Here is a 15391-nt window from a genome sequence, read left to right as displayed (position 1 = left end):
GCGCGCCCTCATCACTTGCGTCACGTCCCTGTCTCTCAGGCCGCCTCGAAAGCGGCACGCTCTTCCATGTAGGCCGATGGGTCGGGTTTGTCTTTCATCATCGTCTTTCGCCAAGCTTCCTGCTCGGCGTTGATCAGCGCCAATTCCCAAACACAGGCAATGACCGGTCTCCGTGCCGCATCCATTGGCTCAGAAGCCGAATAGAGCTTGCGATAATTGTGCTGACACAGGACCGAGCCCTGTATCCACCAGTGCGCAGAGATGGAGATACCGAGGCTGCCGGGATGGATGATGACAAAGCCGAGGCCATTGCTGTCGCCCTCAGCCGCCACGCGCGGAATCACGTCCTGTCGGACGAATGACTGAGCGAGCACCACCATCGCATCATCGATGTGCCTGCCAACGGCTACAAGGCCATAGGCTTTGAGCTTGAGACCGCCGATGTCCCAATCGCCCAGGATGGAAACATCACGTGGACGGTAAACCTCGATCGTTCCGGCATTCATCGGCACGCTCCCATCGATACGTTTGTCTCCCACCACCTTGGGTGGCGACATTCAGGGAAAAACGACGAGCTGCCAAGCGGTCGGCAATAGTGGCGGTGCATCGCGTGGAGACGCTCAACCGGGCAACCTACCCCGGCTCAGCTCGTTTCAGTTCCTTGACCAAGCGTTCCGCCGGACCAAAGTCGGTTATCTCCATCCCGGCGGATTGGAACCCCGAGGACCGATAGAAGGAAGTCGCATAGACGCCGGATGTCACCCACATCTTGAGCGCGCCCGCACTGGACGCGCGCTGCTCCGCTTCCGCCAGCAGGAGCTTGCCGATGCCGCGTCGCCATGCACTCGGATCGACAAAAATAGCGTCCAACTCTGCAGATTCGCTGGATATGGGCAGCACAGTACAGAAGCCGATGACCTCACCGTTCGCTTCGGCAACCAGCGAATTCGGGAGGTGTTCCTCGGCGACCCCGAAGACATCAGGATTGTCGAGAAGTTCCTTGTGGTGATCGCCGGTTGCCAGCGAAGCAAGGCGTTGCACCTCTTCGAGGCGATCGTGATCGGCTTTGGTTGCCGGGCGAAGTGTCGTCCGCATGACTGGCTCCATTGAAGTGAGCCTGAATGGTTGGAAGGCTCTGCATAGCTGAAATCGTGCATGTTACGCGGGCACTCAGCGCACCACCTACCCGCATTAGCTGTCTTGATCGCCTTGACAAAAAAAATTGTCAAGGCGATCATGACAGCATGCTCGATCTCGACGTCATAGATGCACCGACCGCTGCCGCGCTTGCCCTGGAGCCGATCAAGGCCCGATTGCTGGCGGAGCTCTCGGCTCCCGCCTCGGCAGCAGCACTGGCGGGCCGCGTGGGTCTGACGCGCCAGAAGGTCAACTACCACCTGCGTGCGCTGGAGGAACACAAGCTGATCGAGCCGGCTGAGGAACGCCGCTGGGGCGGGCTCACCGAGCGCCTGATGGTCGCAACCGCTACATCCTATGTGGTTTCGCCGGCGGCGCTGGGGCCGATTGCCGCCGATCCCGGGCGCAGCAACGATCGCCTGTCTGCGAGCTATCTGGTCGCTTTGGCGGCCCGCATGGTCCGCGAGGTCGGCGGGCTGCTGCGCAGTGCCCGGGCGCAGGACAAACGGCTGGCGACGCTGTCGATCGACACCGTCATCAATTTTCGCTCGCCCGCGGAGCGCGCCGCCTTTACCGCCGATCTCGCCCAGGCGGTGAGCACGCTTGCTGCGCGCTACCACGATGAAAGCGCGCCGGGAGCCCGGCCGCACCGGCTCATCATCGCCTCCTACCCTGCGCCAAGCGACGACGGCGCAGCCAACGGCGGCCCCGACGACACCAACTCCTGAAAGGATATCCCATGCCTATCAAGAAGGATGGCAGCGGAAAGCGCTGGGTTGAAATGGAACTGATCGTGCCCGGCTCACCCGAAAAGGTCTGGCAGGCGATCGCAACCGGCAGCGGCAACAATGCCTGGTTCACCAAGACGGAAATCGATGAGCGCGTCGGAGGCAGGATCGCCTTCGACTTCGGTCCGAACGGCGCCTCGACCGGCGAGGTGACGCATTGGGAGCCACCTGCCCGCTTTGCCTATGTGGAGCGCGAGTGGAGCGAAGGCGCGCCGCCGGTCGCAACCGAAATCACCGTCACGGCGCGCTCCGGCGATCGCTGCGTGCTGCGCATGGTGCATTCGTTGTTCACATCGAGCGACGACTGGGACGACCAGCTGGAAGGCTTCGAGGGCGGATGGCCGGCGTTCTTCGAGATCCTGAAGATCTATCTCGCGCATTTCGCCGGCGAGACGGCGTTCAGCAGCTTCGCAATGGCTTCCAGCGGGAAACCGGAGGCCACGGTCTGGGCACGCCTGACCGAAGCACTGGGGCTTCTCGGCGCCAATGTCGGCGAAGAGCGCAGCACGCCACCAAAGCCCGAACGCCTTGCCGGCATCGTCGAACGGGTGCAGCAGGACACCAAGCAACGCTATCTGCTGCTGCGCCTGAAGGAACCCGGCGCTGGCGTCGCGCTCATCGGGACCTATTCGACCGGTGATGGCACAAACGCCAGCATCGCGCTCTATCACTATGGAGACGATGCCAAGGCGCGTGCGAAAGACAGCGAGCCGAAATGGCAGGAATGGCTGGCGGCGACCTTCAGCTAGGTCGACTTCACCGGCGGTTGGCGCTCCGCTCGTTTGCACATTGGCAACGGGCGCCTCGCCGCCGCCGGCACTATGCAAGCCATTTTGCAGACATCACTAACTTATGATGCCTGATACAAGACTTTCATATGTAGCAATAAAATGCTGATTTAAAATGCTTTATGCAAACCAATCGGATGCGTTATTCGAAGCGGCAACCAGCGCTCCTGTTTCCAAAAGCCGTGACTGTCCTAAGGTCTTCCATTGCAGCTATGGAGATCGGCGATGTTCAGGAGCTTTGCAATCACCCTCAGCATGATGGCGCAACTGGCAGCCGTGACCGCGGCTCGCGCGGACGAACCCGTCGATACGGCGCGGACAATCATAAGGGAACAGATCGCAGCCTTTCTGCAGGATGATGCGGAAACCGCCTACTCCTTCACCTCACCCGCGGTCCGCGGCAAATTTCCCGACAAGGCAAGCTTCTTCGAGATGGTGAAGCGCGGCTACCAGCCCGTCTATCGGCCTGGCAACTTCGCGTTCGGCCGATCGAAGGTGATTGGCGACCAGGTGCTGCAGGAAGTTCTGATCTCGGCACCCGACGGCAAGGATTGGACAGCCGTCTACGAACTCGTGAAGCAGCCGGATGGCAGCTACAAGATCAACGGCGTGATGATTTTGCAGTCGGCGTCGGGACCAGCGATCTGAGGCACCGTCCGCAGGCGGCCATCAGACGGGGGGAAGGTCCCCTCGCCGCCAGGTTTCCTGGGTTTCGGCCATGAAGTCGGCGAAGCGGCCTTCGTCGATCGCCAGGCGGATGCCGGCCATCAGTTCCTGATAGTAGGCCAGATTGTTCCAGCTGAGCAGCATGCCGCCGAGCGATTCATTCGAACGGATGAGATGGTGCAGATAGGCACGCGAATAGTCGCGCGTTGCCGGGCACGAGGACTGCTCGTCGAGCGGACGCATGTCTTCGGCGTGGCGCGCGTTGCGCAGGTTGATGCGGCCGTGGCGCGTGAAAGCGAGACCATGACGTCCCGAGCGGGTCGGCATCACGCAGTCGAACATGTCGATGCCCTCACCGACCGAGCGCAGGATGTCGTCAGGCGTACCGACGCCCATCAGGTAGCGGGGCTTGTCCACCGGCATGATCGGGCAGGTAATGTCGAGCATGCGCAGCATCACCTCCTGCGGTTCGCCGACGGCGAGCCCGCCAACCGCATAGCCCTTGAGGTCGAGGCCCTTCAGGGCTTCGGCCGAACGCTCGCGCAGCTTCGGGATATCGCCGCCCTGCACGATGCCGAACATCGCCTTGCCCGGCTGGTCGCCGAAGGCAACCTTGCAGCGCTCGGCCCAGCGCAGCGACATTTCCATCGCGCGCTCGATTTCCTTTGGCTCGGCGGGCAGCGCCACGCATTCGTCGAGCTGCATCTGGATATCGCTGTCGAGCAAGCCCTGGATCTCGATCGAGCGCTCCGGCGACATGTGGAAGAGCGCGCCATCGACGTGACTCTTGAAGGTGACGCCCTGCTCGTCGAGCTTGCGAAGGCCGGCAAGCGACATGACCTGGAAGCCGCCGCTATCGGTCAGGATCGGGCCCTGCCAGCGGATCAGCCCATGCAGACCGCCAAGCCGCGCGACGCGCTCCGCGCCTGGACGCAGCATCAGATGGTAGGTGTTGCCGAGAATGATGTCGGCGCCGAGATCCTTAACCTGGTCGAGATACATCGCCTTGACCGTACCGACGGTACCAACAGGCATGAAGGCCGGGGTGCGGATCGTGCCGCGCGGCATGGACACTTCGCCGCGACGGGCCTTGCCGTCGGTCTTGAGAAGCTTGAACTGGAAGGTCTCGGTCATCTAGTCTTTCCGGAAAAGCAGGCTGGCGTCGCCATAGGAATAGAAGCGGTAGCCGGTTTCGATCGCATGCGTGTAGGCCGCGCGCATCGTGTCCAGACCACTGAAGGCCGAAACCAGCATGAACAGCGTCGATTTCGGCAGGTGGAAATTGGTCATCAACATGTCAACCGCGCGGAAGCGGTAGCCGGGCGTGATGAAGATCCCCGTCGGACCGGACCAGGACTGGACAGTGCCGTCTTCCGAGGTGGCGCTTTCGATCAGCCGCAGCGAGGTCGTGCCGACACAGACAATGCGCCCGCCCCTCGCCTTGACGGCATTGAGCTTTTCGGCCGTGCGCGCATCGACGTGGCCGATCTCCTGGTGCATCACGTGGTTGTCGGTATCATCCGCCTTGACCGGCAGGAACGTGCCCGCGCCCACATGCAGCGTCACGAAATGCCGTTCGATGCCGGCCTCGTCGAGCTTAGCGAACAGGCGGTCGGTGAAATGCAGACCGGCGGTCGGCGCCGCAACGGCGCCCTCCTCGCGGGCATACATGGTCTGGTAGTCGGCGCGGTCCTGGGCATCCTCGGCGCGCTTGGAGGCGATGTAGGGCGGCAAGGGAATGTGGCCGACCGCCATGATCGCTTCGTCGAGCGAGGGACCGGAGAGATCGAAGCGCAGCGTCACTTCGCCGGCATCGCCCTTCTCCTCGACGGTCGCGTCGAGCGTTCCGAGAAAGCAGCTCGAGCCACCGTGGCCGAAGGCAATGCGGTCGCCGACCTTGAGGCGCCGGGCCGGGCGGGCGAAAGCCTTCCAGCGATCGGGTGCGACCCGCATATGCAGCGTCAGCGAGACCTGCGTCGCGATCTCTTCGCCGCGCCGGCGGATGCCTTCGAGCTGGGCCGGGATCACCTTGGTGTCGTTGAAGACGAGCGCGTCGCCTTCCCTCAGGAACGACGGCAGGTCGAGCACGCCCTTGTCCGCCAGAACGTCGGCGCTATCGGGACGCACCACGAGCATGCGGGCGCTGTCGCGCGGGCTTGCGGGCCGAAGCGCAATCGAGGTTTCCGGGAGGTCGAAGTCGAATAGGTCTACGCGCATCGCTATCTTCAGACAAAGAAAAACCCGCCCCGGCGCAGTTGGCGACCGGGGCGGGTTCGTGCATTAGCGCAAATCAGGCGTCTGCGGCAACCCGCATCGTCACGATCGAATCGGGATCACGCACCGGCTCGCCGCGCTTGATCTTGTCGATCGTCTCCATGCCTTCGATGACCTGGCCCCAAACGGAGTACTGCTTGTTGAGCCATGGTGCATCGGTGAAGCAGATAAAGAACTGCGAGTTGGCCGAGTTCGGCATCTGGCTGCGGGCCATGGAGCACGTGCCGCGAACGTGGCTGACGTTCGAGAATTCGGCCTTCAGGTCCGGCTTGGAGGAGCCGCCCATGCCGGCGCGAGCCGGGTTGAAATGCTCGCCGCCGGTCTTGCCGTACTGGACGTCGCCGGTCTGAGCCATGAAGTCCTCGATCACGCGGTGGAACACCACGCCGTCGTAGGCGCCTTCGCGGGCCAGTTCCTTGATGCGGGCGACGTGCCCCGGAGCGACATCAGGCAGAAGCTCGATGATGACCTGGCCCTTGGTGGTCTCCAGGATGATCGTGTTTTCCGGATCCTTGATCTCGGCCATGGGTTTTCTCCTTCTGTTGATTTTACTTGCCGACCTTGACGCTGATCATGCGGTCGGGATCGGTGACGGAGCCGTTGTTGGCGTCGTCGCCGAGCTTGATCTTGTCGACGTTCTCCATGCCGGAGACGACCTTGCCGACGACCGTGTACTGGCCGTTGAGGAAGTCGCCCGGGGCGAACATGATGAAGAACTGCGAATTGGCGCTGTTCGGGTCCTGCGAGCGGGCCATGCCGACCGTGCCGCGCTCGAACGGAACGTCCGAGAACTCGGCCGGAATATCCGGGCGCGACGAACCGCCGGTACCGGCAGCCTGCGGCTGGTAGCCGTTTTCCATGTCGCCATACTGCACGTCGCCGGTCTGGGCCATGAAGCCCTTGATCACGCGGTGGAACGCGACATTGTCGTATTCACCGGCGGCGGCCAGCGCCTTGATCTGCTCGACATGCTTCGGTGCGATGTCGGGGCGCAGCTCGACGACGACCGGGCCGTCCTTGAGCGTGATCGTCAGGAAGTTGTCTGCCGATTGTGCAAACGCCGTTCCCGTAAAGGAAGCAAGCGCGATGGCGCCGGCGAAAGCGAGGTGGAGGATTTTCATGATTTCTCCCTGCGTGGTGAATTGGGGCCGCCCGTCAGGGGCGGCGTTTGGCCTGCAGTGCTTCGTAAACGGACTTGGGCACGAAGGCACTGACGTCGCCGCCCATGGCCGCGATCTGGCGGACCAATGTGGCCGTAATGGGCCGTGATGCCGTGCCTGCGGGCAAGAACAAGGTCTGGATATCCGGCGCCATCTGCCGGTTCATCCCGGCCATCTGCATCTCGTAGTCGAGGTCGGTGCCGTCGCGAAGGCCGCGCACCAAAAGCTTCGCGCCGCGCTCCCGCGCCGCATCGACGACCAGATTGTCGAAGGAGACGACGTCGATGTCGCCTGCCCTGTCCGGCAGAAATTCCTGGAGCGAGCGGCGGATGAGTTCGGCGCGTTCGTCGAAGGAAAACAGCGGCGCCTTGCCCGGATGGATACCGATTGCGACGATGACTTTCGCCGCCACGTTCAGCGCCTGCACGAGCACGTCGAGATGCCCGTTCGTCATCGGATCGAAGGAGCCGGGATAAAATGCCGTGGTCATCGCACCTGTTTCCGTTTGGTGAAGCCTTTTGTCACGGACGGCGACGGATCGCAAGAGTTGTACGGCGCTTGGCCCTGTTCCCTGGGAAACATCGGGCCAGAAGGAATGAATGCTAGATGAATGCCATGTTCAACGGTGCTTCACACCAAAGACGTTAAGTGTAGCGCCAGTAACAACGGAACTTTTTTGAACGTACCGCCGTTTAGGATGCGAAAGGATTACGGCTATGGGACTTGCTCTGTTTTCGATGGCGATGTTTTTCGCGATGATCTTTGCGACGATACATGGACTGCGCAACGAGTCCCGTGACCGGCGCGAGCGCTACGCGACCCAGAAGATCTTCCGTTGATGGAGGGCACTATGGCCACCCTGTTCATGATCGCGGCAGCGGTCACCAGTCTCGTATTCTTGATCGACTTTGCCCGGACGATACGCGACCTCCAGCGCGATCGCCAGGGTTCGGAACGGCTCGATGGCTTCAACGTCTAGCGGTTCCAAAGCTTCGTAAACGAAGCGTGGTAGTAAGCGGCCGTCGTTCCCTTCCCCTGAGGCGACCGCCATTGTAAGCCGGACGGCATCCCCTGCCCGTCCGGCTTTTTCTTTGCGTTCAGCAGCCCCGCGTTCGCCTTGTTACTCTGCCACCTGCCTGGCGGCGGCCTTGGCCTCCAACGTGCCCAGCATCCGGAAAAAGCGCCAGTTCAGCAGCACCGCAGCTGCGGCAAGGCCGAGCACGAATCCGAACCAGACGCCGATCCCGCCGAAATTGAACAGGAAAGCGAAGGCCCAGGCGCAGACGAAGCCGATCGGCCAATAGGAAATCAAGGCCAACAGCATCGGCACCTTGGTATCCTTCAGCCCGCGCAACATGCCGGCGGCAATCGCCTGCATGCCGTCGACGAGCTGGAATGCGCCGGCGATCACGATGAGCGGCGCTGCGAAGGCAAGCACGGCTGCCGCATCAGGGCGGGCCGTGTCGAGATAAAGGGCGGCCAGCTGGCTCGGGAAGAATGCGAAGATGGCGCTGCCGACCATGGCAAAGCCAGCGCCGAGCACCAGCGAAGCGATCGCCGCGCGCCTGACGCCCAGGAGGTCACCGCGGCCATAGGAAAGACCCACGCGCACCGTGGCCGCCTGCGCCAGCCCCAACGGGATCATGAAGGCGATCGAGGCGAATTGCAGCGCGATGCCGTGCGCCGCAAGTTCGACCGTACCGATCGTGCCCATCAGCAGCGAGGCGACGGTGAAGAGACTGACCTCGGCAAGAATCGTCAGCGAAATCGGAATTCCGAGAAAAACGACTTCACGGAAAGCAACCCAGTCGGGCCGCCAGAAGCGGACGAAGAGTTCGTACTGGTTGAGCTCCGGCTTGCTCTTGATATAGCCGATCGTCAGCGCCGCGCCGAGCACGGCGACGCCAAGCGCCGCAACCGCCGCACCGAAGATGCCGAGTTGCGGGAAGCCGAAGTGGCCGAAGATCAGCACGTAGCAGAGCGCGGCATTGAGCACGAGCGTCGCCAGCGTGACGTAGAGAATGATCCCTGCCCTCTCCAGGCCACTCAGGAACGCCCTCAGCACCATGAAGATGAGGCCGGGGAAGATTGCCCATTGCGCGATGCGGACATATTCTCCCGCAAGCGCTGCGACCTTGGGCTGCTGCCCGGCAAACAGCAGGATCGGCTCGGCCATCCAGAGGATGGGCGCGGTCAAAAGGCCGTAGAGCATCACCACCCACATGCCCATGCGCACCGAGCGGCGCACCGAAACCTTGTCGCCGCGACCGACGGCCTGTGCCGCCATCGGCACCACCGCATTGGCAAATCCGTTACCGAAAACATAGACGGTGAAATACATCTGGGTCGCCAGGATGATGGCCGCGAGCTCGGTGGCGCCGAGCTTGCCGACCATCAGGACGTCCGTCGTGTTGATGGCGAGCTGCGCCAGCTGCGCACCGATGAACGGCACGCCCAGATAGAAGCTCGCGCGATAGTGCGTCCGCCAGGAATTGTCGGTCGTCAACGATATCGGGCTCGCATTCGCGGTCAGCATGGCAGATTCCTGGCAGTCAATACGGCCCCGGGCCGCAACCGAAGATCGGGGGGAGGAATCCGGAAATAGAATACCGTCGGGCAAAGAGCCAGCCGCAAGGGCGAGGTTGCTCAAACTTTCATCGATAGATCACGGAAATTGATCAATTTCCGTGCAGTCGCGGCCGCTCCATCGCCTCTGGCTCTTCCGGCGCAGCGGCGTCGGCCGGCTCGACGTTCTCCGCGCCTTGCGGTCCAACCGCCCTGCTTCTCGGTATCTTCAGGAAGAACACGACAAGCGCGCCGACGAGGAAGCAACTGGCGAGTGCATAGGGCGCGCCGGCAAAGGCGACGGGCGCGGCAGGGCTGGTGAAATAGCCGAAGGCCTGGGTGAAGATCAGCGGGCCGATGATCGTGGTGATGCTGCCGATGCTGGTCAGCGCGCCCTGAAGCTCCCCTTGCGCCGACGGTGGCACGTGGGCCGCGGCGATGCTGCGCAGCGGCGGATCGGCAAGGCTTTCGAGTGCGGTGGCGATGATCACCGCATAGATCATCCACCCCTGCCAGGCGCCGGCATAGCCGATGGCTCCGAGCGTGGTGAAGGTCAGGCCGAGCATGGCCGTGCGCCACTCGCCAAGCCGCGGCACGACGCGCGGCAGGATGACGGCCATGACGAAGGCGCCGCCGATGCCGAAGATCCCGAGCGAAAATCCGATCTGCCCCTCGCTCCAGCCGTAGCGGTAGCTGGAAACGAAGGACCAGACGGCCGGATAAACGGAGTGGGCGAGCCAGAAGAGGAAGAACACCAGCCCTACCCAGCCGATGCCGGGATAATTGCGCATCTGCTTGAGAGCGCCGAGCGGGTTTGCACGCTTCCACTCGAACCAGCGGCGGTTGGCGCTGTCGAGCGTCTCCGGCAGCAGGAATATGCCAAGGATGAAGTTGACGAAGGAGAGCGCCGCCGCGCCGTAGAACGGGATCCGCGGACCGAGTTCGCCGAGCAGACCGCCAAGTACCGGCCCGAGCGCGAAACCGGTGCCGAAGGCGATGCCGATCAGCCCGAAATTCTTGGCGCGGTTCCCGTCATGGCTGATATCGGCAATGTAGGCCGACGCCGTGCCGAAGCTCGCGCCGCTGATGCCCGCGAGCACGCGGCCGATGAACAGCATCCAGTAGCTGGTGGCGAGCGCGCAGATGAGATTGTCGAGCGCGAAGGTGAAGACCGATGCGAGCAGCACCGGGCGGCGGCCGAAGCGGTCGCTGAGATTGCCGATCAGCGGCGCGAAGAGAAACTGCATGGCCGCATAGACGAGCAGCAGCCATCCGCCGTCGATCGCCGCCTCGCTGACATTGGCGCCCGTCAATTCTTCGAGATAGGCCGGCAGCACTGGCACGATGATCGCGATGCCGATGATATCGAGAAACAGGATGAGGAAGACGAGGAACAGGCCGCGTCGCACAAATTTCTCGTCGCGCATGCGATCCCTCCCCGGCGGCCTGCCCCGGGAAAAGAGACAGAACGTGAACAACGCTACCAATTTAGGTGTAACGGATCATTTCGCACGAAACAATCCGTGAACGTCTCAAATTATCTGATGGGACTATCGCAATGGTTGATAAGTCAGGCAGCGTACAGCCTGCGCCTCAGCGATGGTCCCGCCGCTGTTCGCGCTTCAGAAAGTCGACGAAGGCGCGCAACGGCGCCGGCATGTGCTTGCGGCTTGCATAATAGAGAAGCGGGCCGGAGAAGCTCGTCGTCCACGCCTCAAGGATCGGCACCAGGCGCCCTGCGGCAACCGCAGGCGCGATGAACTCCTCGAAGGTCCGGATCACGCCAAGACCATCGATGGCCGCCCCGAGTTCGAGATCGATCGTATTGGCGGTGACGACGGCCGGCGGCGCGATCGTCAGCGCCGCCTCGCCCTCGCCGAATTCCCAGGGAAGCGAGAAGCCGCTGGCGAAGCGGTGGCGAATGCAGGCGTGTTCAAGCAGGTCGTGCGGATGGGCTGGCACACCGCGCCTGGCGAGATAGTCCGGTGCCGCGCCCGTAACGTAACGCTGGCGGCTCGGCCCGATCGGGATGGCGATCATGTCACGCTCGACGCGTTCCTCGTAGCGGACGCCGGCGTCGAACCCTGCGGCGAGGACATCGACGAACCCGTCCTCCGCCGTCACCTCCAGCGAAATTGCAGGGTGCTCGCGCAAGAATCGGCCGATGATCGGTGGTAGTATTTCGCGGGCGACGATGGTCGGAACGTTCAGTTTCAGCGTTCCCGCCGGACTGTCACGCATCTCGTTGACCTGATCGAGCGCGCCGGCGATCTCGCCGAGCGCCGGCGTCAACCGGTCGAGCAACCGCGTGCCCGCCTCCGTCAGGGTCACGCTGCGGGTCGTGCGGTTGAGCAAGCGCACCTGCAGCTTCGCTTCAAGGCGCCGGAGCGCCTCGCTCAGCGCCGACGCGGAAACCCCACGCTTCTTCGCAGCCGCGCGGAAGCTGCGGGCTGCGGCAACAGCAGTGAAGGCATCGAGGTCGGCAAGCGGCAAATCGTTCATTGTGCGGAATTTCGTACAAGTCGTTCGGTTGAGATCGAATTATCGCACGGCGCGGAACGAAGTAAACAGGACACAGGACAAGCGGCCGGCTGTTTTTCGGCCTTGTCGAAGGAGAACGAAGATGGATTACGTTTCACTCGGAAAGACCGGTCCCTCGGTTTCGGCGCTGGGCCTCGGCTGCATGGGCATGTCCGGCATGTACGGCCCCGCGGACCGAGCCGAAAGCATCGCCACGATCCACGCCGCGCTGGAGGCCGGCATCACGCTGCTCGACACCGGCGATTTCTACGGCATGGGTCACAACGAGATGCTGATCGGCGAGGCGCTGAAAGGTGGCAAGCGCGACAAGGCGCTGCTGAGCGTGAAGTTCGGCGCGTTGCGCGATGCCGCCGGCAACTGGTCCGGCTACGATTGCCGCCCCAAGGCTGTTCGCAACTTTCTCGCCTACACACTGCAGCGGCTCGGCGTCGACCATATCGACGTCTACCGCCCTGCCCGCCTCGACCCGGATGTGCCGATCGAGGACACCATTGGCGCAATCGCCGATCTGGTGAAGGCCGGTTACGTCAGGCACATCGGCCTCTCGGAAGTTGGGTCCGAGACCATCCGGCGTGCGGCGGCCGTGCATCCGATCGTCGATCTGCAGATCGAGTATTCGCTGATTTCGCGCGGCATCGAGGAGGAGATCCTGCCGACCTGCCGCGAACTCGCCATCGGCATCACCGCCTACGGCGTGCTTTCACGCGGGCTGATCAGCGGCCACTGGCAGAAAGGTGCTGCCGCCAAGGGCGACTTCCGCGCCATGAGCCCGCGGTTTCAGGAAGGCAATATCGACCGGAACCTCGCCCTCGTCGATGCTTTGAGACAGATCGCCGACGGCAAGGGCGTATCAGTCGCGCAGATCGCGATCGCCTGGGTCGCGGCCAAGGGCAAGGACATCATACCGCTCGTCGGCGCGCGGCGGCGCGATCGACTGGCGGAGGCGCTTGCTTCGCGCGACGTCCATCTCAGTGCAGACGATCTGGCGGTGATCGAACAGGCGGTCCCGAAGAATGCGGCAGCCGGGGGGCGCTATCCGGAGGCCCAGCTCGCCCACATGGACAGCGAGCGCTAAGCCACAAACGAAAGGGCCGGCTGTCGAGCCGGCCCTTTCGCTGATTCCGGTAGAAAGAAATCAGACTGCGCCCGAGAACGTATCGCAGGCCGTCATCTTGCCGCTGTCGAAGCCGCGCTTGAACCAGCGCATACGCTGTTCGGACGTGCCGTGGTTGAAGCTTTCGGGAACGACATAGCCCTGCATGCGCTTTTGCAGCGTGTCGTCGCCGATCTGCGTGGCGGCATTCAGTGCCTCTTCAAGGTCGCCCTGTTCGAGCAGGCCCTTCTGCTGGGTGTACTTGCCCCAGACGCCGGCGAAGCAATCCGCCTGCAGCTCGACCCGCACCGACATCTGGTTGGCTTCGGTCTCGCTCATCGACTGGCGCATCTGGTTGAACTTCGGCAGAACGCCGATCAGGTTCTGAACATGGTGGCCGACTTCATGCGCGACCACATAGGCCTGGGCGAAATCACCGGCCGCATCGAACTTCTGCGCGAGTTCATCGAAGAAGCTCATGTCGAGATAGACCTTGCGGTCGCCGGGGCAATAGAACGGCCCGGAGGCGGCCGAGGCAAAGCCGCAGGCAGAACGCACCTGACCACGGAAGAGCACCATCTTCGGCTCCTCATACTGCTGGCCGTTCGCCTGGAAGATGCCGTTCCAGGTGTCTTCGGTCTCGGCAAGCACCGTCGCCATGAACTGCTTCATTTCCTCTTCCTGAGCCGTGCCCTGCGGCGCTGGCGAGCCGTCGCTCTGCTCGAAGCCCGGCATCTGCACCTGGCCACCGCCGCCTTCCAGCACCTGCAGCATGTCGATGCCCATGGCCTTGAGGATGAAGTAGAGCACGACGAGGAAGATGATCGTGCCGAAGCTCATGCCGCCGCCGGCGCGCCGCATGCCACCGCCGCCGGTCGGCATGCGAAAGCCGCCACCGCGCCCGAACGGATTTCCGCCGCCGTGGCTCGCGCCGCGCTGGTCTTCGATATTATCGGATTGGCGGCGGCCCTTCCATTCCATGATCTGTCCTCCCGGCCTCTGAAAGGCGTTGTCGGTTTGCTCTTTTATAAGACGGCCCTAACGTCGTTGTAAAACGCAATCGCGACCCGTAAGTTCGCGATCTCACCAATCTTTCTGCCGCGACGGGCAGATCGCGAAAGCGCTGACGGCAAGCGGGCAGCTGGACTCATCAGCCGCCCGCTTTGAGCAACCGCGACCGCCTTGACGCAAACCCGCTTTGCCGGTCCTATTCGCAATCTTGCAAAGGCGAGGAGGCACGGTCATGAAGGCATTGCGGCTCGAAGGCATCGGTCGGTTGCGGGTCGCAGAAGTGCCAAAGCCCTCGCCCGGCCCTGACGATCTGCTGGTACGCGTCGAGGCCTGCGGCATCTGCGGTACGGACAGGCATCTGCTGCACGGCGAATTCCCCTCCAGCCCGCCAGTCACGCTCGGCCACGAATTTTCAGGCATCGTCGAGGCGGTAGGCAGCAGCGTTTCCGATGTCGCAATCGGCGCGAGAATCACCGGCGATCCCAACATCGCCTGTGGCACCTGTCCGCAATGCAGTGCCGGGCGCATCAATCTCTGCCGCAATCTCCGGGCGATCGGCATTCATCGCGACGGTGGTTTTGCCGAATACGTGGTGATGCCGCGCAAGCAAGCACATGAAATACCACTGAGCCTCGATCCCGTGCATGGCGCCTTCTGCGAGCCGCTCGCCTGCTGCCTGCATGGCGTGGATATGGCGGGCATACGCGCCGGTTCCTCGGTCGTCGTTCTCGGTGGCGGCGTGATCGGCCTGTTGGTGGTGCAGCTCGTCCGTCTCGCGGGCGCGACAACGGTTATCCTGTCGACAAGGCAGGCGACCAAGCGCCGCCTTGCCGAAGGGGTCGGCGCGACGGCGACGGTCGATCCTTCCTCTGCCAATATCGTCGAACAGATCGCCGGCGACACCGGGCTCGTCCCCGGCGGGGTCGATGTCGTCATCGAGTGCGCCGGCGTTGCCGAAACCGTCAGGCAGTCGACACGGCTTGCCAGGGCCGGTGGAACCGTCGTGATTCTCGGCGTCATGCCGAAGGGCGACACCGTGGAAATCGAACCGTTCGACATTCTCTTTCGCGAACTGCGGGTTCTCGGATCCTTCATCAACCCCTTCGTCCACCGCCGTGCGGCAGACCTTGTCGCCTCGGGCGCCATCGAGATCGACAAGTTGATTTCGCGGCGGGTAACACTCGGCGAAGCGGCCGACGTCGTTGCGCATCCGCCGGCCGCCGGAGAGGTCAAGGTTCTCGTCATCCCCGGCCGCGCCTGACATTCGCAGCACTGTTTCGCCGCGCGCAGAGCGCGCTGCATGGCCAGAGGTGCGCAAATATGGCTGGTTCCTGTCGATTCCGGAATTTTCGGGGTTTCGCTTGCAGA

The 15391-nt window shown here is 63.0% G+C and carries 18 protein-coding genes; 7 read left to right on the top strand and 11 right to left on the bottom strand.

The features are described 5' to 3' along the window. Positions 1–35: 35 nt before the first annotated feature. Together ACIQUG_RS03420 and ACIQUG_RS03415 are read right to left on the bottom strand one after the other, a co-directional pair. Positions 36–506 (bottom strand): hypothetical protein, encoded by a 471-nt coding sequence (locus ACIQUG_RS03420; protein WP_402317394.1) that lies wholly within the window; start codon positions 504–506, stop codon positions 36–38. Positions 507–633: 127 nt separating this feature from the next. Then, positions 634–1095 (bottom strand): GNAT family N-acetyltransferase, encoded by a 462-nt coding sequence (locus ACIQUG_RS03415; RefSeq protein ID WP_402317391.1) that lies wholly within the window; start codon positions 1093–1095, stop codon positions 634–636. A 149-nt stretch (positions 1096–1244) separates the two neighbouring features. Between ACIQUG_RS03415 and ACIQUG_RS03410 the strand changes: the two genes are divergently transcribed. The 3 genes from ACIQUG_RS03410 (at position 1245) to ACIQUG_RS03400 (ending at position 3361) form a co-directional block, all read left to right on the top strand. Beyond that, a complete protein-coding gene (locus tag ACIQUG_RS03410; RefSeq protein ID WP_402317388.1) occupies positions 1245–1865 on the top strand; it encodes a helix-turn-helix domain-containing protein in 621 nt (206 codons plus the stop codon). Positions 1866–1876: 11 nt separating this feature from the next. After that, the gene (locus ACIQUG_RS03405; protein WP_402317386.1) at positions 1877–2674 is read left to right on the top strand and encodes an SRPBCC domain-containing protein; all 798 of its coding nucleotides are present in this window, start codon (positions 1877–1879) and stop codon (positions 2672–2674) included. A 264-nt stretch (positions 2675–2938) separates the two neighbouring features. Continuing rightward, complete coding sequence (locus ACIQUG_RS03400; protein WP_402317383.1) at positions 2939–3361, top strand: DUF4864 domain-containing protein; 423 nt, start codon at positions 2939–2941, stop codon at positions 3359–3361. Positions 3362–3382: 21 nt separating this feature from the next. Here the strand turns inward: ACIQUG_RS03400 and tgt are convergent, their stop codons facing one another. The 5 genes from tgt to coaD form a co-directional block, all read right to left on the bottom strand. Continuing rightward, entirely contained in the window at positions 3383–4513 is a 1131-nt protein-coding gene (gene tgt, locus ACIQUG_RS03395) for a tRNA guanosine(34) transglycosylase Tgt (protein ID WP_043614346.1), read from the bottom strand. After that, positions 4514–5596: a tRNA preQ1(34) S-adenosylmethionine ribosyltransferase-isomerase QueA gene (gene queA, locus ACIQUG_RS03390; protein WP_402317379.1), complete on the bottom strand. Its 1083-nt coding sequence runs from the start codon at positions 5594–5596 to the stop codon at positions 4514–4516. It abuts the gene before it with no gap. A gap of 73 nt (positions 5597–5669) precedes the next feature. Then, positions 5670–6179: a peptidylprolyl isomerase gene (locus tag ACIQUG_RS03385; RefSeq protein ID WP_043614341.1), complete on the bottom strand. Its 510-nt coding sequence runs from the start codon at positions 6177–6179 to the stop codon at positions 5670–5672. 22 nt (positions 6180–6201) lie between these two features. Further along, positions 6202–6774, bottom strand: coding sequence for a peptidylprolyl isomerase (locus tag ACIQUG_RS03380; RefSeq protein WP_043614338.1), 573 nt, complete (start codon positions 6772–6774; stop codon positions 6202–6204). 34 nt (positions 6775–6808) lie between these two features. Then, the gene (gene coaD / locus ACIQUG_RS03375; protein ID WP_043614335.1) at positions 6809–7303 is read right to left on the bottom strand and encodes a pantetheine-phosphate adenylyltransferase; all 495 of its coding nucleotides are present in this window, start codon (positions 7301–7303) and stop codon (positions 6809–6811) included. Positions 7304–7529: 226 nt separating this feature from the next. Here coaD and ACIQUG_RS03370 point away from each other — a divergent pair, with 226 nt between their 5' ends. Together ACIQUG_RS03370 and ACIQUG_RS03365 are read left to right on the top strand one after the other, a co-directional pair. Next, the gene (locus ACIQUG_RS03370; protein WP_255380879.1) at positions 7530–7652 is read left to right on the top strand and encodes a hypothetical protein; all 123 of its coding nucleotides are present in this window, start codon (positions 7530–7532) and stop codon (positions 7650–7652) included. Positions 7653–7663: 11 nt separating this feature from the next. After that, positions 7664–7792: a hypothetical protein gene (locus ACIQUG_RS03365; protein ID WP_256364279.1), complete on the top strand. Its 129-nt coding sequence runs from the start codon at positions 7664–7666 to the stop codon at positions 7790–7792. A 141-nt stretch (positions 7793–7933) separates the two neighbouring features. Here ACIQUG_RS03365 and ACIQUG_RS03360 read toward each other — a convergent pair whose 3' ends face one another. From ACIQUG_RS03360 to ACIQUG_RS03350, 3 genes are all read right to left on the bottom strand, one after another. Beyond that, a complete protein-coding gene (locus ACIQUG_RS03360) occupies positions 7934–9349 on the bottom strand; it encodes an MATE family efflux transporter (RefSeq protein ID WP_402317373.1) in 1416 nt (471 codons plus the stop codon). 142 nt (positions 9350–9491) lie between these two features. Next, positions 9492–10805 (bottom strand): TCR/Tet family MFS transporter, encoded by a 1314-nt coding sequence (locus ACIQUG_RS03355; RefSeq protein ID WP_402317370.1) that lies wholly within the window; start codon positions 10803–10805, stop codon positions 9492–9494. A 166-nt stretch (positions 10806–10971) separates the two neighbouring features. Then, entirely contained in the window at positions 10972–11880 is a 909-nt protein-coding gene (locus tag ACIQUG_RS03350) for a LysR substrate-binding domain-containing protein (RefSeq protein ID WP_402317367.1), read from the bottom strand. A gap of 121 nt (positions 11881–12001) precedes the next feature. Between ACIQUG_RS03350 and ACIQUG_RS03345 the strand changes: the two genes are divergently transcribed. Beyond that, positions 12002–12994 (top strand): aldo/keto reductase, encoded by a 993-nt coding sequence (locus ACIQUG_RS03345; RefSeq protein ID WP_402317364.1) that lies wholly within the window; start codon positions 12002–12004, stop codon positions 12992–12994. 60 nt (positions 12995–13054) lie between these two features. Here the strand turns inward: ACIQUG_RS03345 and ACIQUG_RS03340 are convergent, their stop codons facing one another. Then, positions 13055–13993: a neutral zinc metallopeptidase gene (locus tag ACIQUG_RS03340; protein ID WP_402317362.1), complete on the bottom strand. Its 939-nt coding sequence runs from the start codon at positions 13991–13993 to the stop codon at positions 13055–13057. A gap of 262 nt (positions 13994–14255) precedes the next feature. On the opposite strand from ACIQUG_RS03340, the gene ACIQUG_RS03335 reads away from it, so the two are divergent. Next, positions 14256–15284, top strand: coding sequence for a zinc-dependent alcohol dehydrogenase family protein (locus ACIQUG_RS03335; protein ID WP_402317359.1), 1029 nt, complete (start codon positions 14256–14258; stop codon positions 15282–15284). The last annotated feature ends 107 nt before the right edge of the window (positions 15285–15391 follow it).

It is taken from the genome of Ensifer sp. NPDC090286 (assembly GCF_044769565.1).
In the GTDB taxonomy this organism is placed as follows: domain Bacteria; phylum Pseudomonadota; class Alphaproteobacteria; order Rhizobiales; family Rhizobiaceae; genus Ensifer.
The sequence above is the reverse complement of the archived record's forward strand: the minus strand, read 5'-3'. Positions and strand labels throughout refer to the sequence as shown.